Origin of the sequence: Azohydromonas aeria (genome assembly GCF_009760915.1) — a bacterium.
GTDB classification, from domain to species: Bacteria; Pseudomonadota; Gammaproteobacteria; order Burkholderiales; family Burkholderiaceae_C; genus Azohydromonas; species Azohydromonas aeria.
This window is the reverse complement of the sequence record NZ_VIDQ01000001.1, coordinates 36,346-62,617: the sequence shown is the minus strand read 5'-3', so window position 1 is coordinate 62,617 and position 26,272 is coordinate 36,346. Positions and strand designations below refer to the sequence as shown.

Genomic DNA, 26,272 nt, shown 5'->3' with positions numbered 1-26,272 from the left:
GCATCGGCAGTGGCAACTGCCGCCAAGTCTGGCCGAAATCCCGAGCACCATGCGCGCTGGCCGCGGATGGTTTGATGGTCAACAACCTCGGCCTGCGGCCACGCACGTCCCGCACCCGGCCGGCACCTTTCCTGACGGCCCGCTGACATACCACTGACGATCGCCTGACGCCTCGGGATGAACCCGTAGGGCCGGGTTTTTGTAAGAGCTTGGTCAGACGCCCTGCTGAAACTGGTCCTCGCCGAATGCCGCGCCTTGCGTGGTGCGGCATTCCCAGACACCGACATCCCGCACAGGAGAGCAAGACATGGCAACTGCCGTCGGAAGTGCACCGGCCCGATCCAGGCCGGCGGAGACAAAGATCGACCCCGTGGTGGCCCGCATCCAGGCCAACCCCAAGTATCACGAGCTCAAGAACAAGCGCAGCAGCTTCGGCTGGATGCTCACGATCCTGATGCTGGTCGTGTACTACGGGTTCATCGCGCTGATCGCGTTCAACAAGCCCTTCCTGGCCACGCCACTGGGCCAGGGCGTCACGACGCTGGGCATCCCGCTGGGCATGGGCGTGATCGTCTTCACCATCGCCATCACCGGCTTCTACGTGCGCCGCGCCAACAGCGAGTTCGACGCGCTGACGGCTGAAATCCTGAAGGACGCCGCCAAATGAGCAGCAAGCATCTCAAGAGCCTGGCCGCGCTGGCGGCCCTGGGCACCGCCGGCGCCGCGCTGGCCGCCGGCGCCGACATGGGCAGCACGGCCAAGCAGGCGACCAACTGGACCGCCATCGCCATGTTCGCGCTGTTCGTGGCCGGCACGCTCTGGATCACGAAGTGGGCCGCGGCCAAGACGCGCTCGGCCGCTGACTTCTACACCGGCGGCGGCGGCATCACCGGCTTCCAGAACGGCCTGGCGATCGCGGGCGACTACATGTCCGCCGCCTCGTTCCTGGGCATCTCCGCGGCCGTGATGGCCTCGGGCTTCGACGGCCTGATCTTCTCGATCGGCTTCCTGGTGGGCTGGCCCATCATCACGTTCCTGATGGCCGAGCGGCTGCGCAACCTGGGCAAGTTCACCTTTGCCGACGTGGCCGGCTACCGCTTCCAGCAGACCCCCATCCGCGCCTTCGCCGCCTCCGGCACGCTGGTGGTGGTGGCCTTCTACCTGATCGCGCAGATGGTCGGCGCCGGCCAGCTCATCAAGCTGCTGTTCGGCCTGGAGTACTGGCTGGCCGTGGTGATCGTGGGCGCGCTGATGATGATCTACGTGCTCTTCGGCGGCATGACGGCCACGACCTGGGTGCAGATCATCAAGGCCGTGCTGCTGCTGTCCGGCGTGAGCTTCATGGCCTTCATGGTGCTGGCGCAGTTCAACTTCAGCCCCGAGGCGCTGTTCGCCAAGGGCGTGAGCGTGAAGACGGCCATCGCCGTCGTCGCGGGCAAGACGCCTGAAGAGGCGGCTGCCACCGGCCTGTCCATCATGGGCCCGGGCGGCTTCATCAAGGACCCGATCTCGGCCATCAGCTTCGGCATGGCGCTGATGTTCGGCACCGCCGGCCTGCCCCACATCCTCATGCGCTTCTTCACCGTGCCCGACGCGAAGGAAGCCCGCAAGAGCGTGTTCTGGGCCACGACCTGGATCGGCTACTTCTACATCCTGATCTTCATCATCGGCTTCGGCGCCATCACCCTGGTGCTGACCAACCCCGACATGGCCGACACGGCCAAGGGCGTGATCAAGGGCGGCGCGGGCACGGCCAACATGGCTGCGGTGCTGGTGGCCAAGACGGTCGGCGGCGACGTGTTCTACGGCTTCATCTCGGCCGTGGCCTTCGCCACCATCCTGGCCGTGGTCGCGGGCCTGACGCTCTCGGGCGCCTCGGCCGTCTCGCACGACCTCTACGCCACCGTGTTCAAGAAGGGCAAGGCCGACAGCGCCGCCGAGCTGCGCGTCTCGCGCATCACGACGCTGGCCCTGGGCGTCATCGCCGTGGTGCTGGGCATCGCCTTCGAGAAGCAGAACATCGCCTTCATGGTCAGCCTGGCCTTCGCCATCGCGGCGTCCGCCAACTTCCCCGTGCTCTTCATGAGCGTGCTGTGGAAGGACTGCACCACCAAGGGCGCCGTCGTCGGCGGCTTCCTGGGCCTGATCAGCTCCGTGGCCCTCACGGTGGTGTCGCCCTCGGTGTGGGAAGTCACGCTGGGCAACCCCAAGGGCTCGGCCTGGTTCCCCTACAGCTCGCCGGCGCTGTTCTCGATGACCATCGCCTTCGTGGGCATCTGGCTGGTCTCGATCCTGGACCGCAGCGCGCAAGCCGCCAAGGAGCGCGCCGACTTCCCGGCGCAGCAGGTGCGCTCGGAGACGGGCCTGGGTGCCGCCGGCGCCTCCGGTCACTGATCGGCTGCAATCCACCACCGGGCGGGCCGCAACGGCCCTGCCCACTGCCACAAAGGCCGGGGTTTCCCCGGCCTTTTTTCATGGCGCGACCTCAGCGTGCCGGCCGTGAACACGGATGTGGCCACAGGGATCCGGCCGTTGCTGCACGCTTTTCCCGGCATCGGCAAGAAAGTGACAAAGGGCGTCACGAGGTTTTGCATTGCAGCAATAGACAATTAATCGTGACCTATGTCTCAATATGAATCCAAGGGATCGCCCCGGACTGCAGTGATGGGCAACGCGTCCGAAAAAGCGTAATGCCCGTCCGGGAAGTAGAGGAATTCATGCCGAGCGTCGAGGGGAAGGCCTTCCCGTCCGCAGCCATCGAGCCGCCATCGCCGCTGCCGCGCCTGCCTCAGCAGGCCCAGCAGGCGCTGCTGCGGCACGTCGCCGGCACGCGCGCGCTGCTGGCGCTCAGCGCCGGGCTGGCGCTGCTGCCGGCCATGCACGGCCCGGCCCCGGTGCTGCTGCTGGCCTACGCCTTCGCCGCGGTGGTGCTGGTGTCGCTGACGCTGCGCGGCTGGCCGCAGACGCAGTGGCGGCTGTGGCTGTGGCTCGACGCGCTGGTGGTGCTGCTGGCCAGCGCGATGCTGACCCCGTCGCTGGCCGCGCTGGCCGCGCTGCCCGTGGTGGCGCTGGCGTTGCTCTGGGGCCTGCGCTCGGCGGCCTGGCTGGCGCTGGCCTGCTGCGCCGCGCTGTCGCTGCTGCCGACTGCCGGCGGGGCGATGGCGCTGGTGACACCGCTGCTGCTGGCGCTCAGCCCGGCCGCGGCGCTGCTGGCGCGCCCCGGCACGGCGCGGCGCGAGCGCCAGCGGCTCGCGGCCGAGTTCACCGCGCAGGCCGACCCGCGTCACGGCCTGCGCCACCAGGTGGAGGTGCTGCTGGAACTGCTGGGCCGCTATTTCGGCCTGGAACAGGCGCTGCTGGACCTGCCGGGACCCGAGCCCCGGGTGTTCTGCTGGACGCGCATGGTGGGTGTGCACGTGCTCGAAGGCGAATTGCTGGGGCATTGGCAGGCGCAGCGCCGGGTGCTGCCCGCCGGCCTGGGCTGCCTGGTCAGCGCCGAGCCGCTGGTGTCGGTGCGTGCCTTCGACCCGGCCAGCGGCGCACCCGGCGCGGCGCTGCACCCGGGCGCCTGCCGCACGCTGCTGGGCGCGGGCTTGCAAAGCCTGTGGACGCCGCTGCACAGCTACGGCCGCACCCAGGGCCAGCTGTGCCTGGTGCGCGCCGAGCCGCCGTTCGGCGTGGCCGAGCTGCGCTGGCTGCATGCGCTCATGCAGGAGCTGCTGCCGCTGCTCGAGCGCGCCGACCTGCTGGAGCAGCTGCAGGACGAGACCACCGCGCGCGAGCGCGAGCGCATCGGGCGCGACCTGCACGACAGCGCGGTGCAGCCGTACCTGGGGCTGAAGTACGGGCTGGAGGCGCTGGCGCGCGTGGCCGGGCCCGACAACCCCGTGAGCCCGCAGATCGCGCAGCTGGTGCAGATGACCAACGACGAGCTGCAGGCGCTGCGCGACGTCGTCAGCGGGCTGCGCCGCGGCCAGGACCCGGCTGCGCCCGCGGGCGCGCTGGCGGCGCTGCAGCGCCAGGCGCAGCGCTTCGAATCGCTCTACGGGCTCAAGGTCGAGGTGCAGCTGCCGGCGCAGGCGCCGCCGCTGCACGGCAGCCTGGCCAAGGCGCTGCTGCACCTGTTCAACGAGGCGCTGACCAACGTGCGCCGCCATACCCAGGCCAGCAGCGTCACCGTGCAGTTCGACGTGCAGCCCGAGCGGCTGTGCATGCGGCTGCGCAACGACCGCGGCGGGGCCGCGGCGCCCGCCCCCTTCACGCCGCGCTCGCTGTCCGAGCGGGCGCGCGAATTCGGCGGCCAGGTCCGGGTGAGTCACCCGCCGGGCTGCACCGAGGTGGCCATCGAGCTGCCGCTGACAGGAACCACCGCATGAACACCAAAAGCAACATCCAGCCCATCCGCGTGCTGCTGGCCGACGACCATGCCGTGGTGCTGTGGGGATTGCGCCAGCTCATCGACAGCGCGCGCCCGCGCATGAGCGTCGTGGGCACGGCCAGCAGCCGGCGCGAGCTGCTGGCGCACCCGGCGCTGGCCGACACCGACGTGCTGCTGCTGGACCTGGGGCTGCCCGACGGCGACGCGCTGGAGTGCATCCGCAAGGTCACGGCCGCGGGCATCCGCGTGGTGGTGCTCACCGGCAACCTCAACGCCGCGCAGCACCTGGAGGCGGTGATGCAGGGCGCGCGCGGCGTGGTGCTCAAGTCGCACTCGCCCGACCTGCTGCTGCGCGCCATCGAGTGCGTGCACGCCGGCGAGGTGTGGGTCGAGCGCGCGCTCATGGCGCAGGTGCTGGGCAGCGTCTCCAGCGGGCCGGCGGCCGCGCCCGCGCCGGCGCGCGGCGACGAGACCGCGCAGCGCATCGCCTCGCTCACCCCGAAGGAGCGCCAGGTGGTGGCCGCGGTGGTGCAGCACCGCCGCGCCAAGGGGCTGGTAGTGGCCGAGACGCTGGGCATGAGCGAGCACACGCTGCGCAACCACCTCACCGTGATCTACAGCAAGCTCGCGCTGCACGGGCGACTCGACCTGTACGCCTTCGCGCTGGAGAACGGGCTGGCCACGCCGCCCGCGGGGCTGCCCCTGAAGGACCTCGACCCGGCCTGAGGCCGCGCCCGGTGCCCGGGGCACCGGTACAAAAATCCCCCTCCAGAGCGGGCGCCGCTGCCCTGTGACGGCGGCCCATGCCCTCCCTACCCTGTGGGGCATGGAAACCTTCCCACCCGCGCCCAGCCCCGCCGGCCTGTCCGCGCAGCCCCCTTGCGCCTCGGTACTGGTGGTGGACGACCACCCCGGCGTGCGCACCGGGCTGACGCTGCTCATCGACACCGAGCGCCCGCGGCTGTGCAGCGCCGGCGCGGCCGCCAGCGCCGCCCAGGCGCTGGAGATGGCGCGGCGGCTGCGCCCGGCGCTGGTGCTGCTCGACGTGGACCTGGCTGGCGAGGACGGCCTGGCGCTGATCGCGCCGATGCGCCGCGACACGGGCTGCGCCGTGGTGGTGCTCAGCAGCGCGGCCACGCCGGGCGTGCGCGCACGCGCGCTGGCCCTGGGCGCCCACGCCTGCCTGTGCAAGACCGTCCCCGCGGCCGAGCTGCTGGAGTGCCTGCGCGCGGCCGCACCTGCGAACGTGGGGGGTGAATTGTCCTGCCCGAAAAGGAGCGAACACCCGGTTGCACCGGGACGCTCCTCCGATGGCGCCAGCCGGGCCCAGGCCTAGATTCGCTCCCATGGCAACGCGATACACACCGCCCCGGACGCAGCGGCCCCACAGCGGGACGCGCGCCCGGCCAGCGTGACGGCAGCCGTCAACTCGCGGACACCACCAAGCAGTACCTGAAACCGCCGTGTGTGCGGTTGCAGTCTCAACCTGGGTCCAGCCCGGCCGGGCTGGAGATGAAGCCGGCAACGGCGCGTCATGCAACTGAAGGGAAACACCATGGAACTCATCCGCCACATCAAGGACTTCGCCCGCGAGGAAGACGGCGTCGCCGCCATCGAGTACGCGCTGGTGGCCTCGCTCATCGCGCTGGCCGCCGTCACGGCCATGTCGGGCCTGGGCACCAAGCTCGGCCAGTTCTTCACCGCCATCGGCAACAAGCTGGTGACGACCTGAGCGTCTCGCCCCGCTGCGCCCCGCACCGCCAGTCACGCTGCATCACTCCAGCAACCGCCAAGGACAGACCATGAACCTGATCAACCGCATCCAGGACTTCGCCCGCGAGGAAGACGGCGTCGCCGCCATCGAGTACGCGCTGGTGGCTTCGCTCATCGCGCTGGCCGCCGTCACGGCCATGTCGGGCCTGGGCACCAAGCTCGGCCAGTTCTTCACCGCCATCGGCAACAAGCTGGTGACGACCTGATCGCTGCGCCGAATCCGCAGACGACCCAGCGTTCCTTCAGCAACCGTCAAGGACAGACCATGAACCTGATCAACCGCATCCAGGACTTCGCCCGCGAGGAAGACGGCGTCGCCGCCATCGAGTACGCGCTGGTGGCCTCGCTCATCGCGCTGGCCGCCGTCACGGCCATGTCGGGCCTGGGCACCAAGCTTGGCCAGTTCTTCACCGCCATCGGCAACAAGCTGGTGACGACCTGATCGCTGCGCCGAATCCGCAGGCAACCCTGCATTCCTTCAGCAACCGCCAAGGACAGACCATGAACCTGATCAACCGCATCCAGGACTTCGCCCGCGAGGAAGACGGCGTCGCCGCCATCGAGTACGCGCTCATCGCCTCGCTCATCGCGCTGGCCGCCGTCACGGCGATGTCGGGCCTGGGCACCAAGCTCGGCCAGATGTTCACCGCCATCGGCAACAAGCTCGTCACCACCTGAGCCAGCCCTCGCGTTCGCGCACCTGGCCATCCGTCACGGCGAATGGCCAGGCTCCAGGTCCCGCAGTTTCTGCCGTGAAGTTAATGAACCAACGCATTGCCATCGACAAGGAAACACCATGAACACGATTCACCTGATCAAGCGTTTCGTCCGCGAGGAAGACGGCGTCGCCGCCATCGAGTACGCGCTGGTGGCCTCGCTCATCGCGCTGGCCGCCGTCACGGCCATGTCGGACCTGGGCACCAAGCTCGGCCAGATGTTCACCGCCATCGGCAACAAGCTCGTCACCACCTGATCAAACGGCCCGTACCGCCCGCGGCCAGGACCTGACCCGCCGCCGCTGGCTGCAACCCCTTCCGCCCGCACCACGCCATCCGCCGTCCTGAACCCGATCGCCATGAACCTGCAACTGCTGTCGCTGCTGATCGTCTCGGGGCTGCTGCTGGGCGCCACCGTCACCGACCTGCGCTCCCGGCGCATTCCCAACACCCTGGTGCTGTACGGCTCGGCGCTGGGGCTGTGTTTCCAGGCGCTGGCCCCGGCCTCTGGCGCCGGCCTGTTTCCCGGCAGCGAGCCGGGCCTGCTCGCGGGGCTGCTCGGCGGCCTCACCGGCCTGGGGCTGTTGCTGCCGCTGTACCTGCTGCGCGTCATGGGCGCGGGCGACGTCAAGCTCGTGGCCATGACCGGCGTGTGGCTGGGCGTGGACAACGTCTGGCACGCCACGCTGTGCACGCTGCTGGCCGGCGGGGTGCTGGCGGTGGTGGTGGCGCTGGCCAGCGGCGCGCTGCGCCAGGCCGTGCACAACACGATGCGCGTCGTGCACTCGGCGCTGCTGCGCGGCGCCAGCGCCGGGATGCTGGTGCAGGCACCGGTACAGACCACCGGGCGGCTGCCCTACGCGGTGGCCATCGCCACCGGCACCGGCGTCGAGATGGCGCGGCTGCTGGCGGCCTGAACGCCATCCACTGGAGCTTGCCATGTCCGCCTTGCCTTCCTCAACGAACGATCGGGCCGCGGGCCCGGGCGGCGCGCTGCCGCCGGCGCCGCAGCGTGCCCAGGACACCGGGCTGCCGCCGATGCTGCTCAACGAGCTGGTGCTCAAGGCCATGCAGCAGCACGGCCTGCGCTCGCTGCGCGAGCTCTGCGCCCACCTCAAGCTCGGCGCGCTGCTGCTGGAGTCGCTGCTGGGCCAGCTGCGTCGCGAGGCGCTGGTGGAAGTGCAGCACCGCGGCGCGCTGGCCGGCGACGTCAGCTACGCGCTCACGCAGGCCGGCCACCGGCGCGCCGACGAGGCCCTGGTGCACAACCTCTACTGCGGCGCCGCGCCGGTGCCGCTGCATGCCTACGTGGAGCGCGTGCAGGCGCAGAGCGTGCGCGACATGGGGCTCACGCGCGAGCGCTTCGAGCAGGCCATGGCCCCGGTGGTGATGCGCCGCGAGTTGCGCGACCAGCTGGGCGCGGCCATGAACTCGCGCCGCGCCAAGCTGCTCTACGGCCCGCCCGGCGCGGGCAAGACCTTCCTGTGCGAGCGCATGGCCTCGCTGCTGCAGGGCGCCGTGGCGGTGCCGTACGCGGTGGAGGTGCACGGCGAGATCATCAACGTGTTCGACCCGCTGGTGCACCGCGCGCTGCCCGCGGCCGCGCAGGACTGCGCCGGGCTCTACGACACGCACCGCGACGACGCGCGCTGGGTGCTGTGCGAGCGCCCGGTGGTCATCACCGGCGGCGAGCTCACGCTGGAGATGCTCGACCTGGTGTTCGACCCGCGCTCGGGCTTCTACCACGCGCCGCCGCACTTCAAGGCCAACAACGGGCTGCTGCTGGTGGACGACCTCGGGCGCCAGATCGTCACGCCGCGCCAGCTGCTCAACCGCTGGATCATGCCCATGGAGCAGCACCACGACTACCTCACGCTGCGCAACGGCATCAAGTTCCGCATTCCCTTCGACAGCCTGCTGTTCTTCTCGACCAACCTGCGTCCCGAGGAGCTTGGCGACGAGGCCTTCCTGCGCCGCATCGGCTACAAGATCTTCGTCGGCCCGGTGCCGCCCGAGGACTACCGCCACATCCTGCGCCAGAGCTGCGAGCAGTACGGCGTGCCCTACGACGAAGCGGCCTTCGAGCAGCTGCTCAACGAGATGCACCAGCCCGAGGGCCGGCCGCTGATGCCGTGCTACCCGCGCGACCTGGTCAGCCAGATCGTTGACTTTGCAAACTACAACGGCCTCAAGCCCGAGCTCAGCCCCAGGCTGATGAAGTGGGCCTGGGGCAACTATTTCGCCAACAGCGCGGTGTGGGCCTGAGCCGGCACCGCCAAACCTGAGCGCACACGGGAGGACTTGACATGGGCGGCGGCAAGCGAGGATTGACGATGCTGGCGGTGGCACTCATCGCGGGGCTGCTGGCGGCGCTGTCCGCGGCGCGCTGGCTGGGCAGCCAGTCGGGCAACGTGGGCAGGATCGCCGTGGCGGCGCAGGACGTGGAGATCGGCGCGCGCATCGGTGCCGACGCGGTCAAGCTCGTGGAGTGGCCCAAGGGCAGCGAGCCGCCGGGCGCCTTCGACGACCTCGCCAAGGTGCAGGGGCGCGTGGCGCGCACCGCGCTCACGCGCGGCGAGCCGGTGCTCGAAGCCAAGCTCGCGCCCGTGGGCACCAAGGGCGGGCTCTCGGCGGTGGTGGTCGAGGGCAAGCGCGCCATGACCGTGCGCGTCAACGACGTCATCGGCGTGGCCGGCTTCGCGCTGCCGGGCAACTACGTCGACATCATGGTCAACACGCAGAACAAGGACAAGGCCGGCTCGCAGGTCAGCGAGCAGGACAAGGCCATCAGCAAGATCGTGCTGGAGCGCATCCTGGTGCTGGCCGTGGCGCAGGAGGCCAACCGCGACGAGACCAAGCCCAAGGTCGTCAACGCCGTGACGCTGGAGGTTACGCCCGAGCAGGCCGAGATGCTCGACCTCGCGCGCAGCGTGGGCACGCTGTCGCTGGTGCTGCGCAACCAGGTCGATCCGCAGCCCGGGGGCACCGGCGGCGCCACCAAGGACTCGCTGCTGCAGGTCGTCTCCACCGTGGAGCCGCCCGCGGCGCCGGCGCCGCGCGCGCAGCAGCCCGCGGTCCGCCACAGGCCCGTGGCCACAGCCGCCGCGGCGCCCGCGCGGCACTGCGTCGAAGTCATCCGCGGCACGACTCGCACCAACGAATGCTTCTGATGAACCAGCCTCACCGTCGTATGCGCATCACCTTCCAGACCCTCTTCGCGCGGCGCCTGCCGGGGCCGGGCCGCGCCGCGCCGGCGACGCTGGCGGCGCTGATGCTGCTGGGCACGCTGGCGCCGGCCGTGCCGGGCATGGCCGCGGCACCGGCCCCCGGCGCCAGCGCCGGTGCCGCCGGTGCCGGGCCGTCGTGCAGCCGCGTCGAGATCGCACCGCCGGTGCAGGTCACCGCGGGCAAGTCCACGGTGATCCGGCCCGCGGGCGCCATCCGGCGCGTGCTGCTGGGCAATGCCGAGGGATCGCGCGCCGTGGCGCCGCGCCCGGCGGCGCCGGCCTCGGGCGCGGCCGCCGGCACGCCGGCGCCGGCCGACGACTCGGCGCAGCGCCCGGGCGTGGCCGACATCGACGTGCTGCTGCTGGGCCCCACCGAGGTCTACGTGCTGGGCAAGTCGCTGGGCACGACCAACCTGGTGCTGCTGGAGCAGTCCGGGCGCTGCACGGCGGTGGACGTGGTGGTGAGCATGGACACCAGCGGGCTGCAGGCGATGCTCACGCAACTGCTGCCCGAGGAGAAGAACATCCGCGTGAGCGCCGCCTACGACGCCGTGGTGCTCTCCGGCACGGTCAGCGACTCCATCACGCTGTCGCACGTCAACGAGATCACCAACGCCTACGTGCGCGGCCCGGGCATCGGCGGCTCGCTCAACGGGCTTTCCGCCGTGGCCGGCATCAACCCGCGCATCGTCAACATGCTCAGCGTCAACGCGCCGCAGCAGGTGATGCTCGAAGTCAAGGTGGCGGAGATCTCCAAGTCGGTGCTCGACAAGTTCGGCACGAGCATCGCCGCCTCGCGCACCAAGGGCGACTGGACCTACAGCTTCCTCACCAACTTCCTCAGCGGCGGCGGCGCTGCGGCCGGGGCGGCCAAGCCCATCAACGGCTCCAGCGTGGTGCTGGACGCGCAAAAGGACGACGGCCTGATCAAGATCCTGGCCGAGCCCACCGTGATGGCCATCAGCGGCCAGAAGGGCCACTTCCTGGCCGGCGGCAAGATCTTCATCCCCGTGGCCGTGGACAACGGCAGCAGCGGCCGCACCATCACGCTGGAGGAAAAGGAGTTCGGCGTCTCGGTGAACTTCCTGCCCACGGTGCTCAGCGGCGGGCGCATCAACCTGGAGGTGTCCTCCGAGGTGTCGGAGCTCAACCGCGAGGGCGTGGGGCTGACCGTGCCGGGCAGCAGCGGCCTGGCCGTGCTGCCCTCGTTCACCTCGCGCCGCGCCCGCACCACGGTGCAGCTCGCCGACGGCCAGAGCTTCGCCATCGGCGGGCTGATCAAGAACAACAGCACCAACAGCATCCGCGCCCTGCCCGGCCTGGGCGAGATCCCGATCCTGGGCGCGCTGTTTCGCAGCACGCAGTTCCAGACCGACCAGTCGGAGCTGCTGTTCGTGATCACGCCGCGCCTGGTCAAGCCGCTGCCCTCGGGCTACGCGCTGCCGACCGACCAGTTCGTGCCGCCCAGCCGCGCCGAGCTGCACCTGCTGGGCCGGCTCGAAGGCCAGCGCACCGCCCAGGACGGCGAGGCGGCGGCGACCCAGGCTGCACCCAGCGCCGCTGCCGCCCCCGGCTTCCAGGTCAAGTGAAGGAGAAGCGCACCATGAAGACGACTCTGGCCCTGCTGGCGCTGGTGCTGGCCGGCTGCAGCTCCACGCCCGACTGGGATGCCCGGCTGGGCCACAGCAGCCGCCAGGCGCGCGCCGCGCAACTCATCGACCCGGCGGCATCGAGCCGCACGCCGCCGCCGGCCACCGTGGACGGCAAGGCCGTGGCCGGCTCGCTGCGCGACTACGCCGACACCTTCGACTACGTCGAGCGGCCGCCGCGCACCCTGCTGCCGCAACGCATCAACCCGCGCTGAGACCAGGAGCCGCACATGCAGGCGCACCGCAACTTCCGCTCGCGGCGCCGCGCCCGGCAGCAGGGCGCGGTGGCCGTCATGTTCGCGCTGGCGCTGGTGGTGCTCATGGGCTTTGCCGGGCTGGCGCTCGACGGCGCACGGCTCTACGTCAACCGGGCCGAGCTGCAGAACGCCGCCGATGCCTGCGCGCTGGCGGTGGCGCAGGAGCTGCCGTCGTCGGGCAACACCACGCTGGCGCTGCGCCAGCGCGCCCGCGACGCCGGCCTGCGCGTGGCCACGCGCAACCGCATCGACTTCCAGCAGCAGGCGCTCACGGATGCGGACGTGACGGTCGAGTTCTCCAGGAGCGCCACCGGCAACCCCTGGCTGGCAGCGGATGCCGCGCCCGCGGATGCGCGCTTCGCGCGCTGCAAGGTGGCACCAAGCGCCGTGACGCTGTGGTTCATGCCGGTGCTGGGTCAGGGCAGCGCCCAGGTCAACGCGCTGGCCGGCGCCACGCGCGACATCAGCGGCAACAACTGCGCAGCCCGGCCGCCCGACAACTGCACCACCGTGGCCAGCCTGGTGAGGTGAGGAACCATTCCATGAAGGCACTGCATTTCCCCCGCTCCCGTGCGCGCCGCCGCGACCAGCGCGGCGTGGCCACCGTGGAGCTCGCGCTGGTGCTCATGCCGCTGGTGCTGCTGCTGGCAGCCACGGCCGACCTGGGCCGCGCCTTCTACACCTACAGCACGCTGACCAGCAGCACGCGCAACGCCACGCGCTTCCTGGCGCTGTCCAATCCGCTCGACGACACGGCCAAGGATCGCGCCCGCAACCTGGTGCGCTACGGCAACATCCACGGCACCGGCACCCTGCTGGTGTCGAACCTGAGTGCCGACAAGATCGAGATCTGCACTAGGAGCACCTGCGGCGACCACGACGCCGTGGCCACCGGCTCCGGCACGGTGAACCTGGTGTCGGTGCGCATCAGCGGCTACGTCTACACCTCGCTCTTCAGCGCCGTGCTGCCGGCCCAACTGGCCTTCAGCACGATCAACATGACGATGAGGTCCCACCCATGCTGCTGATGAGTCGTGGCGGTTGCCGCAGGGCGCGCCAGCGCGGCGCGATGGCGGTGGAGTTCGGCCTGGGCGCCTTCCTGCTGTGCACGGCGCTGCTGGGCGCCATCGAGGTGTCGCGGCTGCTGTGGGTCTGGAATGCCGGGGCCGAGGCCACGCGGCTGGGCGCGCGGCTGGCGGCGGTGTGCAGCCCGGACGAGAACCGCATCAAGACGCGCATGCTGGCGCAGCTGCCGCCCGGGATCGTGACCACCAACATCTCGCTGACCTACTCCAACCCCGGCGGCGGCGGGGGCGCGTGCAACGCCAACAACTGCCGCTTCGTGAGCGTCGAGCTGCAGGGCTACACGCACCAGCTGCTGATGCCGCTGCCGACCTCGCTGGGCGCCATTGCGATGCCCTCGTTCACGACCACGGTGCCGCGCGAAGTCATGGACAGCGGCAACTCGCCGGAATGCTCCTCGTGACCCGACCGACCTCCCCCATGCAGGAAACGCCATGAAGATCAAGGTCATCTCCCCTCTCGCACAACGCGCCGAACAGGTCGCCCGGCTGCTGGGCGAAGGCGACTCCAGCCTGGAAGTGCTCAGTGCCGCGGCCGAGCCGCATGCGCTGGCCGAAGCCGTCAACGGCAGCCGGCCCGCGCTGGTGGTGGTGGACGGCGTGAACGCGCCGGCGCTGCCGGCCATCGGCCGCTTCACGGCCGAGCACCCGCAGATCGAGATGCTGGTGCTCTCGGCCGAGCAGTCGCCGGCGTTCCTGATGCAGGCCATGCAGTCCGGCGTGCGCGAGGTGCTGCCCGCCGGCGCCGACGCCGCGGCGCTGCGCGCGGCCGTGCAGCGCGCGGCACGCCGCCACGCGCCGCCGGCGGTGCAGCAAAGCCGCGTGGCGGCCTTCATCGGCTGCCGCGGCGGCAACGGCGCCAGCGTGCTGGCGGCCAACCTGGCGCAGCGCCTGGCCGCCGGCGGCACGCAGCGCGTGGCGCTCATCGACCTGGACCTGCACGGCGGCAACGCGCTGCTGCTGCTGAGCAGCCAGCATGCGGCCAGCGACGTGGCCGAGGTGGCGCGCAACGTGCAGCGGCTCGACGCGGAGCTGCTGCGCGCGGCCATGGTGTCGCTGTCGGAGACGCTGCACGTGCTGCCCGCGCCCGAGGACGTGGCGCAGGCCCTGGAGGTCAAGGCCGAGCACGTGCAGGCCATCGTGCGCCAGGCACGCCAGATGTTCGACTGCGTGGTGCTGGACCTGGGCGGGCGCATCGACGCGCTAAGCCTGCCCGCGCTGGACCAGGCCACGCACGTGTTCCCGGTGCTGCAGCTGTACCTGCCGCAGCTGCGCGACGCGCGGCGCATGCGCGCCACGCTGCAGTCGGTGGACGTGCCGCAGCACAAGCTGTGCTGGATCGTCAACCGCTACCAGAAGAACAGCGAGCTGCCGCTGCAGGCGCTGACGCAGGTGCTCGGCGGCGACCCGGTGCACACGGTGCCCAACCACTACGCCAGCGTGAACGCGGCCGTGAACCAGGGCCACCCCATCGCGCCCGGCAGCCCCGTGACGCGCGCGCTCGACGGGCTGGCGCAGCGCCTGGCGCCGCAGGAAGCCGCGCCGCCCAGGGAGCAGCGCTGGTTCGCGCAGTGGTTCGCCCGGGCCTGAAGACCCGGCCAGGACCAAGACCAAGGAAGAGGGAGAGGACCAGACCATGAACCTGCGACAGCAACTCGTGACCGGGCCGGGCATCGACGCCCCGGCGATGGGCGGGTCCGAGCCCGGCGGGCGCGACCTGCACGCCTACCAGCGCATGAAGTCGCAGGTGCACCAGCGGCTGCTGGAGCGGCTGGACCTGCACGCGCTCGAAGGCATGGCGCCGGAGCGGCTGCGCCAGGAGCTCGGCGCGCTCGTGGAGCGGCTGCTGGGCGAGGAAAACCTGGTGCTCAACGCCGCGGAGCGGCGCACCCTGGTGCGCGACATCCAGCACGAGATGCTGGGGCTGGGACCGCTGGAGCCGCTGCTGGCCGACCCCACCGTCTCCGACATCCTCGTCAACGGCCCGCGCCAGGTCTGGGTCGAGCGCCGCGGCAAGCTCAGCCTCACCGACGTGGTCTTCGCCGACGACGACCACCTGATGAAGATCGTGGACAAGATCGTCTCGCGCGTGGGACGCCGCGTCGACGAGCTCAGCCCCATGGCCGACGCGCGGCTGCCCGACGGCTCGCGCGTGAACGTGATCATCCCGCCGCTGGCGCTGGACGGGGCGCAGATGTCGATCCGGCGCTTCGCGGTGGTGCCGCTGACCATCGACAACCTGGTCGAGTACAAGACGCTCACGCCGGGCATGGCGCAGCTGCTGCAGGCGCTGGCCACGGCCGAGGTCAACCTGCTGATCTCCGGCGGCACGGGCAGCGGCAAGACCACGCTGCTCAACATCCTGTCGGGCTTCATCGATGCGGGCGAGCGCATCGTCACCATCGAGGACGCCGCGGAGCTGCAGCTGCGCCAGCCCCACGTGGTGCGGCTGGAGACGCGCCCGCCCAACATCGAGGGCCGCGGCGAGATCACGCAGCGCGACCTGCTGCGCAACGCGCTGCGCATGCGCCCGGACCGCATCATCCTGGGCGAGACACGCGGCGCCGAGGCGCTGGACATGCTGCAGGCCATGAACACCGGCCATGAGGGCTCGATGACGACCATCCACGCCAACACGCCGCGCGACGCGCTCTCGCGCCTGGAGAACATGCTGGCCATGGCGGGCCTGAATGCGCCGCCGCGCGTGGCGCGCGCGCAGATCGCCTCGGCCATCGGCGTGGTGGTGCAGGCCAACCGCCTCAGCGACGGGCGGCGCAAGGTCACCAGCATCGCCGAGGTCACCGGCATGGAAGGCGAGATGGTGACGATGCAGGAGATCTTCGTCTTCAAGCAGACGGGCGTGGCCGAGGACGGCAGCGTCAAGGGTCACTTCCAGGCCTGCGGCGTGCGCCCGCGCTTCATGGACCGGCTCAAGGCGCGCGGGCTGGTGCTGCCCGACGACCTGTTCACCCCGGGCATCCGTTGGGAGTGACACACCATGGACACGAGCTACCTGCTCTTTGGCGTGCTGCTGTTCCTGGCCGTCGTGCTGGCCCTGGAAGGGCTGTACCAGATGTGGAACTCGCGCCACAGCGCCGAGGCCCGCCGCCTGGAGGCGCGGCTGCGCTACCTCGAAGGCGCGCCGGCGGTCGATCCCGAGTCCGGCGCACGGCGCAATGCCGAACAGCGCTGGAAATGGATCGAGAGCCAGCTGTTGCAGCCGCTGCCCCTGGGCCAGCGGGTGCTGGACTACGTGGCCAGCGCCGCCACCGGGCGCAGCGCGGGCGAGCTGGTGCTGGCGAGCGCGGGGCTGGCCGCGCTGGGGCTGGCGCCGGTGCTGATGCTGGACTGGCCCTGGCTGCAGGCGCTGGCGGCGGGCGGCGCCGGCGCGGTGCTGCCGTGGCTCTGGCTGGCGCGCCAGCGCGCCAAGCGGTTGCGCCGCCTGGAGCAGCAGCTGCCCCTGGCGCTGGATCTCATGGGCCGGGCGCTGCGCGCGGGCCATGCGCTGCCCACGGCCATCCGCCTGGTGGGCGAGGAGGCCTCCGACCCGATCGCGCGCGAGTTCCGGCAGCTTGCGGAGGAAACCAACTTCGGCATGGGCCTGTCCGAGGCGCTGATGCGGCTGTCGCAGCGCGTGCCGCTGGAGGACGCGCGCTACTTCGTCATCGCCGTGCTGATCCAGCGCGAGACCGGGGGCAACCTGGCCGAGCTGCTGGACAACATCGCCAGCATCGTGCGCGCGCGGCTCAAGCTCATGGGCCAGGTCCGCACGCTCTCGGCCGAGGGCAAGCTCTCGGCGTGGATGCTGGGCACGCTGCCCTTCGTGATGGCCTTCCTGATCCACATGATCAACCCGGAGTTCATGAAGGTGCTGTGGACCGACCCGGCGGGCACGAAGCTGGTCGGCACGGCGTTGGGCGTGATGGCGCTGGGCGTGTTGTGGATGCGCAAGATCATCCGCATCCGGATCTGAAAGGCTTGCAATGAATACAGCGGAGCTGAGCTTCGTCGGGCTGATCTTCGTGGCCTCGGTCGCGCTGGTGCTGCTGGTGGGCCAGTTCGCGGCCCGCGGCGCCACCAAGGAGCGCACGCGCCGCCTGGTCGCCGGCGGCAGCGACACGCAGGCGCGCAAGCGCCGGCCCTGGATCGAGCTGCTGGCGCGTGGCACGCAGCCCCTGGCACGCTTCTCGGAGTCCGAAACCGGCGCACAGGCCTCGGCGCTGCGGCGCAGGCTGCTGAACGCGGGCATCCGCCATCCGCAGGCGCCCGGCGCCTACTTCGGCACCAAGACGCTGCTGGCCATCGGGCTGCCGCTGCTGGCGTTCGGCGCGCAACTGCTGCTGCCCAAGCCGCTGGAGGGCAACGCGCTGATGCTGGCCCTGCTGTTGGCCGCGGCGCTGGGCTACTACCTGCCCAACGTGGTGCTGTCGCGCATGGTCTTCCTGCGCCAGCGCGAGATCTTCGAGAGCTTCCCCGACGCGCTGGACCTCATCACGGTGTGCGTGGAGGCGGGCCTGGGCATCGAGTCGGCGCTGGCCCGCGTGGCCGATGACATGCAGCACCGCAGCCGGGTGCTGTGCAACGAGCTCCACCTGGTGGGGCTGGAACTGCGCGCGGGCGCGCCGCGCGAGCACGCGCTGCACAACCTGGCGCTGCGCACCGGGGTGGAGGAGGTGGACGGCTTCGTGTCCATGCTGATCCAGGCCGAGCGCTTCGGCACCAGCATCGCGCAGGCGCTGCGCGTGCATGCCGACATGCTGCGCACACGCCGGCGCCAGCGCGCCGAGGAGGCGGCGGCCAAGATCGCGCTGAAGCTGCTGCTGCCGCTGATCCTGTGCATCTTCCCGGCGCTGCTGCTGGTGCTGCTGGGGCCGGCCATGATCAACATCCACCGCGTGCTCATGCCGGCCCTGACGGCCGGCGGCTGAAAGTGCGAGCCATGTCGATGACGCAACCACCCTCTTCCCTGCTGCCCTGGTGCGCGGCGCTGCTGCTGGCGCTGGGCGGCTGCGCCACCCAGAAGAACCCGTTGCCCTGGCGCATCGAGCCGGTGCAGTCGGTGAAGCACGGCACGGCCTCGGCCCAGGGCTACTACGTGGTGGGGCGCCAGGTCGAGCGATCGCGCGACTGGATGCGCGCCGCCGACGCCTACCGCCAGGCGCTGCGCCTGGACCCCGGCCACGTGGACGCGCGCAACGCGCTGGCCGTGGCGCTGGCGCAGCTGGGGCTGCTGCCCGAGGCCGAGGCGCAGCTGCGCCTGGCGCTGGCCGCCGCGCCGCAGCGCGCCGACCTGCACAGCAACCTGGGCTACCTGCTGCTGCTGCGGCAGCGGCCGCAGCAGGCGCAGGCGGCGCTGCAGGAAGCGCTGGCGCTCGATCCGCACAACCCGGTGGCGCAAGCCAACCTCCTACTCGCCCGGGGACGCACCGAGGCACCGGCCACGCCTGAGACGGCGCTGGCACGGGCCGAGGCGCCTGCCGCAGCCAGCGCTGCGGCAGCGGCGACGACCATGCCAGCGGCGGCGGTCCCGGCCGCCGCGGCGCCACCGCAGCAGCACCCCGGCACGGCGGCGCTGCAGGCGTCGGACCGCCCGACGCTGGCGGCCCTGGACCGGGTCCAGGCGGCCGATGCCGGCGCGGACACCGCGGCGGAACCCGGCTTCGCGCCCGCGCCGCCGCTGCCCAGCGCGGCTGCGGCCACCGCCGCCCTGCCGGCGGCCTCGCCCGAGGGCGCCCCGGCGCCGGCTGCGGCGAGCACGCCGGCGGCCAGGGCAGCCGCGGACACGCCCGCGCAGTCCTTCACGCTGGAGCTGAGCAACGGCGCGGGCCGGCGCGGCGCCGCCACCGAGTTGCGCACTCAACTCCAGCGCCGCGGCTTCGCGGTGCATCGCACCACCAACCAGACGCCCTACCGCCAGCGCCACACCGTGGTGCTGTACCAGCCCGGCCAGGAGGCCGCGGCGCGGCGCGTGGCGCGCTCGCTGCCGCTGTCGGTGCCGCTGCAGCCCGACGCCGCCCAGCGCACCGGCGTGCGCGTGCTCATCGGCCGCGACTGGCCCGGGGTTTCCTTGCGCGTGGCCGGCACCGTGGCCGGCAGCGCCGAATAAAAGGCGGGCGTCGCGCGTACACCTGCCGTCACGATCGACGACAGGAGAAGACGCGATGCGAATGAAGTTCACGGCCGCGCTGGTGCTGGCGGCGTTGCTGCAGGGCTGCGCCATGACGGGCGGCGCCGGCGCGCCGGCACGCACGGCCGACGGCGCCCTGGTCGGCCCCAGCGGCATGACGCTCTACACCTTCGACCGCGATGCCGCCGGCAGCGGCAAGAGCGTGTGCAACGGCCCCTGCGCCACCAACTGGCCGCCGCTGGTGGCCGCGGCCGATGCCCGCGCCCAGGGCGACTGGAGCGTGGTCACGCGCGACGACGGCTCGCGCCAGTGGGCCTACAAGGGCAAGCCGCTGTACTACTGGGCCAAGGACGCCAAGCCCGGCGACCGCACCGGCGACGGCGTCAACCAGGTCTGGCACACGGCCCGGCCCTGAGAGGCCCCTCGGCCGGCGCGCGGCCCCGGGCGGCAGGAGAGGAGCGCCCGGGGCCGCGTGTTTTTTTCTGGTCGGCCTCAGCCGCCGCAGCCCGCGGGGCGCTGTGGCTGCCATTGCCCCGCCGACACCTGGTACAGCCGCACGCTGGACCAGCTGTCCCAGGCGAAGCCGATGTCCTGCCGGTTCGCCGTGGCCAGCGCGCGCAGGTTGAAGTACCCGCCCGCCACCGCCCGCGCCGCGCCGATGTGCGCCATGGGCGTGGCGGCGGTGCCGGTGCAGTCCGCACCCGTGGGCGGCGGCGGCGGGGACGGCGGGGGTGGCGTCGTGCCGCCGTCGGTGCGCGGATGGCGCGCGAAGAAGCTCCAGACGATGTCCGGATACACCGGCCCCTGGCGCAGCGCCCACTTGCCGTCGAGGCCCTGCTCGCCGCCGATCCAGTAGTGGCCGTGGTCGGTGTCGGCGGTGTTGGGCGTGGCGGTGGGGCCGCCGTAGATCACGGTTTCCACCAGCGAGCGGCTCTCGGGCCGGCCGTCCACGGTGTAGCGCGCATGGCGGCACCCGTAGTCGCTGCCGAAGACGGGCGTGCAGGCCTTGTCCTCGGCCAGCGCTTCGGCCGGCGTGTCGTGCGCCGCGTCGCCGTTGAGCTTGAGCTGCGCGTCGCGCAGCAGGTGGGCCGCCTGCAGCAGCACGGTGCAGTCGCGCTGGTTCTGCAGGACCATGAGCGGGATCGGGTAGGCGCTGTCGCGCTCGGCGCGCATGTCGGCGGCGAGCCGGTCGGCCGAATGGAAGGTGGCCGAGCCGGGACAGCCCGAGAAGGACACCGAGGCCGCGTCCTCGCCGTAGCCCAGGCCCGCGGCGCTGGCCGCCGCGGCCCAGTACTCGTTGTGCGCCACCGAGGCCGCCACCGTCATCGCGCCGCCCGAGGACAGCCCGGTGATGAAGCGCCGCCGCGGGTCGATGCTCCAGCGCCGCTCCACCTCCTGGCCGATGCGGCGCAGGTCCTCCACCTCGCCGGCGCCCTGGTGGCGGTGCTGCTCGAACCAGAAGCCCCAGCAGTTGGCGTTGCGCAGCCCGTCGTAGCGCGTGATGAAGGGCGTCACCAGCACGAAGCCGTGGCGGTCGGCCGCCGCGCGCAGGCCCCAGTCATTGAGCACGTCCTGCTCGGTCTGCTGGCAGCCGTGCAGCGCCATGACCATGGGTGCCGGGCCGCTCAGGCCGTCGGGCACGTACACCTGCACGCGGCGCAGCTGCGAGCCGGCGTAGCCCTGCGGGCCGACGTCGAAGCTGCTGAGCGTGCCCGCCAGCGCGGTGCCGCCCGCCACGGCCAGCGCCGCCGCGGCGACCCAGCGCCTGATCGCGTATCGCATGGCTTGTCTCCTGTGCTTGTCGGTAAAGGGCGCCCATCGTAGGAAGCGCGCCCGTACCGGCGGCAGTGACACGGGTCAGGGCGTGGGCATGCGAGGCCTGCACGCACTTGCCCCCTGCGCTAAGGTTGACGGGATGTCCGCGCCATGCTGTGGCCGGACAGGGCCCGCGCCGGGTCACGAGCCCGGTGATAGGCAGCGTCAATCGGCCTCATTTGATTAACTTTCACAATTGAGAAGCCGATGGCTATAGTATTCATCCCGTTCCGTTCAACCACCCAGCCAACAGGAAGCACGCAATGTCCCTGATCAACACCGAAGTCAAGCCTTTCAAGGCCACCGCTTTCCACAACGGCAAGTTCGTGCCGGTGAGCAACGAGGACCTGAAGGGCAAGTGGTCGGTCCTGATCTTCATGCCGGCCGCCTTCACCTTCAACTGCCCGACCGAAGTCGAGGACGCGGCCGACAACTACGCCGAGTTCCAGAAGGCCGGCGCCGAGGTCTACATCGTCACCACCGACACCCACTTCTCGCACAAGGTGTGGCACGAGACCTCGCCGGCCGTGGGCAAGGCGCAGTTCCCGCTGGTGGGCGACCCGACGCACACCCTGACGCGCGCCTTCGACATCCACATCGACGAGGAAGGCCTGGCGCTGCGCGGCACCTTCATCATCGACCCGCAGGGCGTGATCAAGACGATGGAAGTGCACGACAACGCCATCGCCCGCGACGTCAAGGAGACGCTGCGCAAGCTCAAGGCCGCCCAGTTCGTGGCCTCGCACCCGGGCGAAGTCTGCCCCGCCAAGTGGCAGGAAGGCGCCAACACGATCAAGCCGTCGCTGGACCTGGTCGGGAAGATCTAAGTCGCAGGAGCGGGTGGCCTGCGGCCACCCTTCCCGGCTGTGCGGCGGCTGCGCCGCCGCGCAACACCCACGTGCCGTCTCCCCGGCGGCACGCGCCCTGCCCGGGCCTCCCGGAAAGCGCCTGCGGCGCACCGCCTCGCCAGGCGCTTTCCATGCGGCCACGAGCTGCAAGCACGAATCCCAATTCGAAGTTTTTCGACCCGAAGGACACCGCCATGTTGGACGCCGACCTCAAGGCCCAGTTGAAGGGCTACCTGCAACGCCTCACGCAACCCATCGAGCTGGTCGCCTCGCTCGACGACTCCAAGAGCGCGCAGGAGATGCTGGAGCTGCTGCGCGACGTGGCCGAGCAGTCCGAGAAGGTGTCGCTGGTCGAGAGCCGCGACGACGCCGAGCGCAAGCCCTCGTTCCTGATCCGCCGCGTGGGCACCGACATCGGCGTGCGCTTCGCCGGGCTGCCCATGGGCCACGAGTTCACCTCGCTGGTGCTGGCGCTGCTGCAGGTCGGCGGCTACCCGCCCAAGGTCGAGCGCGAGCTCATCGAGCAGATCGCGTCGCTGGACGCCGACCTGCACTTCGAGACCTACATGTCGCTGTCCTGCCACAACTGCCCGGACGTGGTGCAGGCGCTGAACCTGATGGCGGCCGTCAACCCGCGCATCAAGCACACGGCCATCGACGGCGGGCTGTTCCAGAAGGAGGTCGAGGAGCGCCAGGTCATGGCCGTGCCGATGATCTTCCTCAACGGCCAGCACTTCGGTCAGGGCCGCATGGGCCTGGAGGAGATCCTGGCCAAGGTGGACACCAACGCCGCCGCGCGCGACGCCGCCAAGTTCAACGCCAAGGACCCGTACGACGTGCTCATCGTCGGCGGCGGCCCTGCCGGCGCGGCCGCGGCCGTGTACGCCGCGCGCAAGGGCATTCGCACCGGCGTGGTGGCCGAGCGCTTCGGCGGCCAGACCCTGGACACCCTGGGCATCGAGAACTACATCTCCGTGCTGGCCACGGAAGGGCCGAAGTTCGCGCTCGCCCTGGAAGAGCACGTCAAGGACTACGACGTGGACATCATGGCCGCGCAGCGCGTGGAAGAGCTGCTGCCGGCCGATGCCTCCGGGCTGGCGCAGGTGCGGCTGGCCAACGGCGCGCTGCTCAAGGCCCGCTCGGTGATCCTGGCCACCGGCGCGCGCTGGCGCAACGTGGGCGTGCCCGGCGAGCAGGAGTACCGCAACAAGGGCGTGGCCTACTGCCCGCACTGCGACGGCCCGCTGTTCAAGGGCAAGCGCGTGAGCGTCATCGGCGGGGGCAACTCCGGCGTGGAAGCGGCCATCGACCTGGCGGGCATCGTCGCGCACGTCACGCTGGTGGAGTTCGCCGACCAGCTCAAGGCCGACGCGGTGCTGGTGAAGAAGGCGCAGAGCCTGCCCAACGTCACCATCATCACCAACGCCCAGACCACCGAGATCACCGGCGAGGGCGGCAAGGTCAGCGGGCTGCGCTACAAGGACCGCGCCACGGGCGAGGAGCACCTCGTGCCGCTGGAGGGCGTGTTCGTGCAGATCGGCCTGGTACCCAACACCGAGTGGCTCAAGGGCACGGTCGAGCTCAGCCGCTTCGGCGAGATCGTGATCGACGCCAAGGGCCAGACCAACCTGCCCGGCGTGCTGGCCGCAGGCGACTGCACCACGGTGCCGTACAAGCAGATCATCATCGCCGCCGGTGCCGGCGCGGCCGCGGCGCTCAGCGCCTTCGACCACCTCATCCGCAGCCCGGCGCCGGTGGCGGCTTGAGGCCGGCAAGGCCGGGCCTGCCGGCCCGGCCCATGGAAAAAGCCCGCTGCCGCGGGCTTTTTTTCCTCTGGAGGCAGCGGGCCTCGCTGCCGTGCCTACGTGCCGCTGAGCAGCCGGCGCAGCTTCACGAAGGCCAGCGCCGCCATCACCGCGTCGTTCATGGCGTCGTGCGCCTCGCGCAGCGGCAGTTCCAGCTCGCCCATGACGGCGGCGAAGCTCAGGTCCACGTTGCGGTTGCCGCGCTCGTGCGCGGGCAGCCGGCGGTTCTTCCACTCGTAGAACAGGGCCGAGACCTCGATCTTGGGCTGCGGCAGCCGCAGGCCCAGCATCGGCCAGACGACGCGGTTGAGCATGGCCACGTCGAACTCCAGGTAGTAGCCCACCAGCGGGCGGCTGCCGATGAAGCGCAGCAGCCGGGCCATGGCCTCCTCCGGCTGCAGCCCCTGCGCCACGTCCTGCTCGCGCAGCCGGTGCACCTTCACCGCCTCGGAGGAGATGGTGCGCTTTTCCGGGCGCACGATCAGCTCCAGGCGCTCGCTGGTGAGCACGCGGCTGCCCACGATGCGCACCGCGCCGATGGAGATGATCTCGTCGCGCCGGCGGTCCAGCCCCGTCGTCTCGCAGTCCAGCGCCACCCACTCGTCGGGCGGCGGCGGCTCGAACATGAAGCGGAAGTTGTCGTTGGCCAGGTGGTAGAGCAGCCAGCCCTTCTTGAGCTTCTCCCAGGGGCCGGCCAGGGGGCCGAGAAGGTTGACGGTGGACTTCAATGCAGTGCGTCCAGGTGATAGCGCAGCCGCAGCGTGGCCTTGAAGCGCTTGACCACGCCCAGCGTGTCCTTGAGCAGGTCGCGGTCCAGGCTGTTGAGCTGCGAGGTGTGCACCGCGCCGGTCACGTCGCGGCCGAGCTCCAGCTCCTGCAGCCCGGCCTTGAGCTTGAGTCCCATGAAGAACTGCAGGCTCTGCACCACGTCGCTGCCGATCTCGGGCGCCATGTGGCCGGCGGCCACCAGCGCCTGCACGCGCTCGACCGTGCCGCATTCGCGCACGCGCTTGTCCAGCGCCAGGCTGCGCACGCCGTGCACCAGCGGGAAGATGCCGGCCTTCTTCAGGTCCAGCCGCTGCGGGTCCTGCTCGCCCAGCGTCAGCAGCCGGTTCCACCAGCCGCTGTGCTCGTCGAAGAGCGTGATGGCCGCGGCAAAGCGCGCCTTGAAGGCGTCACTGTCGGCGGCCAGCGCGAACACCTCCTCGCGCAGCGCCTCCAGCAACGCCGGATCGCCGGACACGGCATGCGCGTCCACGAAGATGGCCAGCGCCATGAGGCTGTCGGCCGTGGGCATGAGCATCCAGCGCCGCACGGTCTCGGCGAAGGCCGCCTGCGGCTGGCGCCATGCCGGGTTGCTGACCATGATGTTGCCCGGGCACGGCGGGTAGCCGAAGTCGATGAGCGCCTGCGTGAAGCGCGCGCAGATGTCCTCCAGGTCGGGCGGGGGCTCGTAGCCGTCGCGCAGCACCAGGCCGTTGTCCTGGTCGGTCTTGAGCAGCTGCTCGCCGCGGCCCTCGCTGCCCATGACGAACAGGCAGCTGTTGGCCACCAGCTCGCGCGGCGCGATGAGCTGCCAGGCGCGCTCGAACAGCTTGGCGTTGAGCTCCCGCACCAGCCGCGCGATCATGCCCACGCGCGTGCCGCCGCGGTGCAGGATGGCGATGAGCCGCGTGATCTGCTGCGAGGCCTCCTTCAGCGCCGCCAGGTCGCGCGCCTGCGCGATCTGCACGCCCACCAGGTAGGAGTGGTTGGAGAGGAAGCTGAACACCTCCAGCGCCTCCAGCACGCCGTGCACCGTGCCGTCCTCGTCGCGCACCACCACGCGGTGCAGGTTGTGGCGCAGCATCAGCGCCAGCGCCTCGCCCACCGGGTCGCTGGGCTTGACGCACACCAGCGAGAAGGTGGCCAGCCGCCCCACCGGCAGCTGCTCCAGCGGCGTGCCGTCGAGGATGGCGCGCTGCAGCCCGGTGGTGGTGAAGATGCCCAGCCGCGGCGCCTCGCCGCCGTCGTCGCGCACCAGCACGCTCGACACCTTGTGCTGCTGGAATACGCGCGCCACCTCGACGATGGAGGTGTCGGCCGCGACGATCTGCGCCGGGCGCACGCCGTTGTCGGCGACGCGCGCCATGGTCAGCGACTGCATCTCGTGCTGGCTGCGCCGCTGCGACAGCGCCGAGAGCTTGTTGGAGAGGTCGGAGAACAGCAGCGCGCCGAAGGTGGCGTTGCGCGCGATGAGCTCGTTGACGGCGCGGCGCGCCAGCTGGTAGGCCAGCACCTCCTCCTGCGCCACGAAGCGGCTGGTGACGCGCCCGGCCACGAGCGCGCGGCCGTCGAAGGTGTCGTCGGGCCCGTAGGTGGCGAGCACCTGCTGGTCCTCGTCGAACTGCTGCACGTGGCCCTTGATCAGCACGAACAGGTAGCCCGGCTCGATGCCGGGCTCCAGCATCGCCTCGCCGGCGCGGAAGTAGGCGATGTCCACGCTGTCGCGCACGAGCTGCCGCTCCTCGGTGTCGAGGCAGTCGAAGGGCGAGGCGTCGAAATTGAAGGCGGTAGGCATGACCGGACATTGTGAGCACCGGTGCCTGACGCGAA

At 71.1% G+C, this 26,272-nt stretch carries 29 protein-coding genes; 26 read left to right on the top strand and 3 right to left on the bottom strand.

Annotated features, from left to right (window positions below):
- Positions 1-307 precede the first annotated feature (307 nt).
- The 24 genes from FJ694_RS00340 to FJ694_RS00225 all read left to right on the top strand — a co-directional run bounded on the left by FJ694_RS00340 (position 308) and on the right by FJ694_RS00225 (position 19,624).
- On the top strand, positions 308-667 hold the full coding sequence (locus FJ694_RS00340; RefSeq protein ID WP_157263437.1) for a DUF485 domain-containing protein: 360 nt from the start codon (positions 308-310) through the stop codon (positions 665-667).
- On the top strand, positions 664-2,394 hold the full coding sequence (locus FJ694_RS00335; RefSeq protein WP_157263436.1) for a cation acetate symporter: 1,731 nt from the start codon (positions 664-666) through the stop codon (positions 2,392-2,394). The genes FJ694_RS00340 and FJ694_RS00335 overlap by 4 nt, the downstream gene beginning before the upstream one ends.
- Positions 2,395-2,717: 323 nt before the next feature.
- Positions 2,718-4,376, top strand: a complete 1,659-nt coding sequence (locus FJ694_RS00330) for a sensor histidine kinase (protein ID WP_157263435.1) — start codon at positions 2,718-2,720, stop codon at positions 4,374-4,376.
- The gene (locus tag FJ694_RS00325) at positions 4,373-5,104 is read left to right on the top strand and encodes a response regulator transcription factor (RefSeq protein ID WP_157263434.1); all 732 of its coding nucleotides are present in this window, start codon (positions 4,373-4,375) and stop codon (positions 5,102-5,104) included. Before FJ694_RS00330 ends, FJ694_RS00325 begins: the two co-directional genes overlap by 4 nt.
- Before the next feature lie 100 nt (positions 5,105-5,204).
- Entirely contained in the window at positions 5,205-5,714 is a 510-nt protein-coding gene (locus FJ694_RS00320) for a response regulator (RefSeq protein WP_157263433.1), read from the top strand.
- Between the two features lie 219 nt (positions 5,715-5,933).
- A complete protein-coding gene (locus tag FJ694_RS00315; protein WP_198320665.1) occupies positions 5,934-6,110 on the top strand; it encodes a Flp family type IVb pilin in 177 nt (58 codons plus the stop codon).
- A gap of 70 nt (positions 6,111-6,180) precedes the next feature.
- On the top strand, positions 6,181-6,357 hold the full coding sequence (locus tag FJ694_RS00310; RefSeq protein ID WP_157263431.1) for a Flp family type IVb pilin: 177 nt from the start codon (positions 6,181-6,183) through the stop codon (positions 6,355-6,357).
- Positions 6,358-6,416: 59 nt separating this feature from the next.
- Positions 6,417-6,593, top strand: coding sequence for a Flp family type IVb pilin (locus tag FJ694_RS00305; protein ID WP_157263431.1), 177 nt, complete (start codon positions 6,417-6,419; stop codon positions 6,591-6,593).
- Positions 6,594-6,652: 59 nt separating this feature from the next.
- Positions 6,653-6,829, top strand: a complete 177-nt coding sequence (locus tag FJ694_RS00300; protein WP_157263430.1) for a Flp family type IVb pilin — start codon at positions 6,653-6,655, stop codon at positions 6,827-6,829.
- A gap of 118 nt (positions 6,830-6,947) precedes the next feature.
- Positions 6,948-7,124, top strand: a complete 177-nt coding sequence (locus FJ694_RS00295; RefSeq protein ID WP_157263429.1) for a Flp family type IVb pilin — start codon at positions 6,948-6,950, stop codon at positions 7,122-7,124.
- 102 nt (positions 7,125-7,226) lie between these two features.
- A complete protein-coding gene (locus tag FJ694_RS00290; RefSeq protein WP_232539819.1) occupies positions 7,227-7,784 on the top strand; it encodes an A24 family peptidase in 558 nt (185 codons plus the stop codon).
- Between the two features lie 22 nt (positions 7,785-7,806).
- A complete protein-coding gene (locus tag FJ694_RS00285; protein WP_157263428.1) occupies positions 7,807-9,132 on the top strand; it encodes a DUF8689 domain-containing protein in 1,326 nt (441 codons plus the stop codon).
- A 41-nt stretch (positions 9,133-9,173) separates the two neighbouring features.
- Positions 9,174-10,037 carry a Flp pilus assembly protein CpaB gene (gene cpaB, locus FJ694_RS00280; protein ID WP_157263427.1) on the top strand — a complete coding sequence of 288 codons (864 nt, stop codon included), beginning with the start codon at positions 9,174-9,176 and terminating at the stop codon, positions 10,035-10,037.
- Positions 10,037-11,683 carry a type II and III secretion system protein family protein gene (locus FJ694_RS00275; RefSeq protein WP_232539818.1) on the top strand — a complete coding sequence of 549 codons (1,647 nt, stop codon included), beginning with the start codon at positions 10,037-10,039 and terminating at the stop codon, positions 11,681-11,683. The genes cpaB and FJ694_RS00275 overlap by 1 nt, the downstream gene beginning before the upstream one ends.
- A gap of 14 nt (positions 11,684-11,697) precedes the next feature.
- A complete protein-coding gene (locus FJ694_RS00270; protein ID WP_157263426.1) occupies positions 11,698-11,958 on the top strand; it encodes a pilus assembly protein in 261 nt (86 codons plus the stop codon).
- A gap of 15 nt (positions 11,959-11,973) precedes the next feature.
- Positions 11,974-12,531: a pilus assembly protein TadG-related protein gene (locus tag FJ694_RS00265; RefSeq protein WP_157263425.1), complete on the top strand. Its 558-nt coding sequence runs from the start codon at positions 11,974-11,976 to the stop codon at positions 12,529-12,531.
- 11 nt (positions 12,532-12,542) lie between these two features.
- A complete protein-coding gene (locus tag FJ694_RS00260) occupies positions 12,543-13,028 on the top strand; it encodes a TadE/TadG family type IV pilus assembly protein (protein WP_157263424.1) in 486 nt (161 codons plus the stop codon).
- Positions 13,019-13,486, top strand: a complete 468-nt coding sequence (locus tag FJ694_RS00255; protein WP_157263423.1) for a TadE/TadG family type IV pilus assembly protein — start codon at positions 13,019-13,021, stop codon at positions 13,484-13,486. The genes FJ694_RS00260 and FJ694_RS00255 overlap by 10 nt, the downstream gene beginning before the upstream one ends.
- A gap of 31 nt (positions 13,487-13,517) precedes the next feature.
- A complete protein-coding gene (locus FJ694_RS00250) occupies positions 13,518-14,672 on the top strand; it encodes a CpaE/TadZ family protein (RefSeq protein WP_157263422.1) in 1,155 nt (384 codons plus the stop codon).
- 46 nt (positions 14,673-14,718) lie between these two features.
- Positions 14,719-16,074: a TadA family conjugal transfer-associated ATPase gene (locus FJ694_RS00245; RefSeq protein ID WP_157263421.1), complete on the top strand. Its 1,356-nt coding sequence runs from the start codon at positions 14,719-14,721 to the stop codon at positions 16,072-16,074.
- A 6-nt stretch (positions 16,075-16,080) separates the two neighbouring features.
- Positions 16,081-17,055 carry a type II secretion system F family protein gene (locus FJ694_RS00240; protein ID WP_157263420.1) on the top strand — a complete coding sequence of 325 codons (975 nt, stop codon included), beginning with the start codon at positions 16,081-16,083 and terminating at the stop codon, positions 17,053-17,055.
- A 10-nt stretch (positions 17,056-17,065) separates the two neighbouring features.
- Positions 17,066-18,010, top strand: a complete 945-nt coding sequence (locus tag FJ694_RS00235; RefSeq protein WP_157263419.1) for a type II secretion system F family protein — start codon at positions 17,066-17,068, stop codon at positions 18,008-18,010.
- 17 nt (positions 18,011-18,027) lie between these two features.
- Positions 18,028-19,188 (top strand): LytR C-terminal domain-containing protein, encoded by a 1,161-nt coding sequence (locus FJ694_RS00230; protein ID WP_198320664.1) that lies wholly within the window; start codon positions 18,028-18,030, stop codon positions 19,186-19,188.
- A 55-nt stretch (positions 19,189-19,243) separates the two neighbouring features.
- Positions 19,244-19,624 (top strand): COG4315 family predicted lipoprotein, encoded by a 381-nt coding sequence (locus FJ694_RS00225; protein WP_375140183.1) that lies wholly within the window; start codon positions 19,244-19,246, stop codon positions 19,622-19,624.
- Between the two features lie 77 nt (positions 19,625-19,701).
- Here FJ694_RS00225 and FJ694_RS00220 read toward each other — a convergent pair whose 3' ends face one another.
- A complete protein-coding gene (locus FJ694_RS00220; RefSeq protein ID WP_157263417.1) occupies positions 19,702-20,991 on the bottom strand; it encodes an extracellular catalytic domain type 1 short-chain-length polyhydroxyalkanoate depolymerase in 1,290 nt (429 codons plus the stop codon).
- 296 nt (positions 20,992-21,287) lie between these two features.
- Between FJ694_RS00220 and ahpC the strand changes: the two genes are divergently transcribed.
- The gene (gene ahpC / locus FJ694_RS00215) at positions 21,288-21,851 is read left to right on the top strand and encodes an alkyl hydroperoxide reductase subunit C (RefSeq protein ID WP_157263416.1); all 564 of its coding nucleotides are present in this window, start codon (positions 21,288-21,290) and stop codon (positions 21,849-21,851) included.
- 215 nt (positions 21,852-22,066) lie between these two features.
- Positions 22,067-23,638, top strand: a complete 1,572-nt coding sequence (gene ahpF, locus FJ694_RS00210) for an alkyl hydroperoxide reductase subunit F (RefSeq protein ID WP_157263415.1) — start codon at positions 22,067-22,069, stop codon at positions 23,636-23,638.
- 95 nt (positions 23,639-23,733) lie between these two features.
- On the opposite strand, the gene FJ694_RS00205 is transcribed toward ahpF, so the two are convergent.
- Both FJ694_RS00205 and FJ694_RS00200 read right to left on the bottom strand, forming a co-directional pair.
- On the bottom strand, positions 23,734-24,405 hold the full coding sequence (locus tag FJ694_RS00205; RefSeq protein ID WP_259373139.1) for a 3'-5' exonuclease: 672 nt from the start codon (positions 24,403-24,405) through the stop codon (positions 23,734-23,736).
- Positions 24,402-26,237 (bottom strand): DUF294 nucleotidyltransferase-like domain-containing protein, encoded by a 1,836-nt coding sequence (locus FJ694_RS00200; RefSeq protein ID WP_157263414.1) that lies wholly within the window; start codon positions 26,235-26,237, stop codon positions 24,402-24,404. Before FJ694_RS00200 ends, FJ694_RS00205 begins: the two co-directional genes overlap by 4 nt.
- Positions 26,238-26,272: the final 35 nt, after the last annotated feature.

Excerpts from the sequence above, each read along its gene's own strand:
- FJ694_RS00225 (WP_375140183.1), top strand. The coding sequence starts at position 19,244 with ATGCGAATGAAGTTCACGGCCGCGCTGGTGCTGGCGGCGTTGCTGCAG.
- FJ694_RS00200 (WP_157263414.1), bottom strand. The coding sequence starts at position 26,237 with ATGCCTACCGCCTTCAATTTCGACGCCTCGCCCTTCGACTGCCTCGAC.
- ahpF (WP_157263415.1), top strand. The coding sequence starts at position 22,067 with ATGTTGGACGCCGACCTCAAGGCCCAGTTGAAGGGCTACCTGCAACGC.
- FJ694_RS00305 (WP_157263431.1), top strand. The coding sequence starts at position 6,417 with ATGAACCTGATCAACCGCATCCAGGACTTCGCCCGCGAGGAAGACGGC.
- FJ694_RS00255 (WP_157263423.1), top strand. The coding sequence starts at position 13,019 with ATGCTGCTGATGAGTCGTGGCGGTTGCCGCAGGGCGCGCCAGCGCGGC.
- FJ694_RS00315 (WP_198320665.1), top strand. The coding sequence starts at position 5,934 with ATGGAACTCATCCGCCACATCAAGGACTTCGCCCGCGAGGAAGACGGC.
- FJ694_RS00335 (WP_157263436.1), top strand. The coding sequence starts at position 664 with ATGAGCAGCAAGCATCTCAAGAGCCTGGCCGCGCTGGCGGCCCTGGGC.
- FJ694_RS00330 (WP_157263435.1), top strand. The coding sequence starts at position 2,718 with ATGCCGAGCGTCGAGGGGAAGGCCTTCCCGTCCGCAGCCATCGAGCCG.
- FJ694_RS00245 (WP_157263421.1), top strand. The coding sequence starts at position 14,719 with ATGAACCTGCGACAGCAACTCGTGACCGGGCCGGGCATCGACGCCCCG.
- FJ694_RS00260 (WP_157263424.1), top strand. The coding sequence starts at position 12,543 with ATGAAGGCACTGCATTTCCCCCGCTCCCGTGCGCGCCGCCGCGACCAG.
- FJ694_RS00340 (WP_157263437.1), top strand. The coding sequence starts at position 308 with ATGGCAACTGCCGTCGGAAGTGCACCGGCCCGATCCAGGCCGGCGGAG.
- FJ694_RS00240 (WP_157263420.1), top strand. The coding sequence starts at position 16,081 with ATGGACACGAGCTACCTGCTCTTTGGCGTGCTGCTGTTCCTGGCCGTC.
- FJ694_RS00285 (WP_157263428.1), top strand. The coding sequence starts at position 7,807 with ATGTCCGCCTTGCCTTCCTCAACGAACGATCGGGCCGCGGGCCCGGGC.
- FJ694_RS00265 (WP_157263425.1), top strand. The coding sequence starts at position 11,974 with ATGCAGGCGCACCGCAACTTCCGCTCGCGGCGCCGCGCCCGGCAGCAG.
- FJ694_RS00220 (WP_157263417.1), bottom strand. The coding sequence starts at position 20,991 with ATGCGATACGCGATCAGGCGCTGGGTCGCCGCGGCGGCGCTGGCCGTG.
- FJ694_RS00270 (WP_157263426.1), top strand. The coding sequence starts at position 11,698 with ATGAAGACGACTCTGGCCCTGCTGGCGCTGGTGCTGGCCGGCTGCAGC.
- FJ694_RS00325 (WP_157263434.1), top strand. The coding sequence starts at position 4,373 with ATGAACACCAAAAGCAACATCCAGCCCATCCGCGTGCTGCTGGCCGAC.
- FJ694_RS00275 (WP_232539818.1), top strand. The coding sequence starts at position 10,037 with ATGAACCAGCCTCACCGTCGTATGCGCATCACCTTCCAGACCCTCTTC.
- FJ694_RS00235 (WP_157263419.1), top strand. The coding sequence starts at position 17,066 with ATGAATACAGCGGAGCTGAGCTTCGTCGGGCTGATCTTCGTGGCCTCG.
- FJ694_RS00230 (WP_198320664.1), top strand. The coding sequence starts at position 18,028 with ATGACGCAACCACCCTCTTCCCTGCTGCCCTGGTGCGCGGCGCTGCTG.
- FJ694_RS00290 (WP_232539819.1), top strand. The coding sequence starts at position 7,227 with ATGAACCTGCAACTGCTGTCGCTGCTGATCGTCTCGGGGCTGCTGCTG.
- FJ694_RS00320 (WP_157263433.1), top strand. The coding sequence starts at position 5,205 with ATGGAAACCTTCCCACCCGCGCCCAGCCCCGCCGGCCTGTCCGCGCAG.
- FJ694_RS00295 (WP_157263429.1), top strand. The coding sequence starts at position 6,948 with ATGAACACGATTCACCTGATCAAGCGTTTCGTCCGCGAGGAAGACGGC.
- ahpC (WP_157263416.1), top strand. The coding sequence starts at position 21,288 with ATGTCCCTGATCAACACCGAAGTCAAGCCTTTCAAGGCCACCGCTTTC.
- FJ694_RS00250 (WP_157263422.1), top strand. The coding sequence starts at position 13,518 with ATGAAGATCAAGGTCATCTCCCCTCTCGCACAACGCGCCGAACAGGTC.
- FJ694_RS00300 (WP_157263430.1), top strand. The coding sequence starts at position 6,653 with ATGAACCTGATCAACCGCATCCAGGACTTCGCCCGCGAGGAAGACGGC.
- cpaB (WP_157263427.1), top strand. The coding sequence starts at position 9,174 with ATGGGCGGCGGCAAGCGAGGATTGACGATGCTGGCGGTGGCACTCATC.
- FJ694_RS00310 (WP_157263431.1), top strand. The coding sequence starts at position 6,181 with ATGAACCTGATCAACCGCATCCAGGACTTCGCCCGCGAGGAAGACGGC.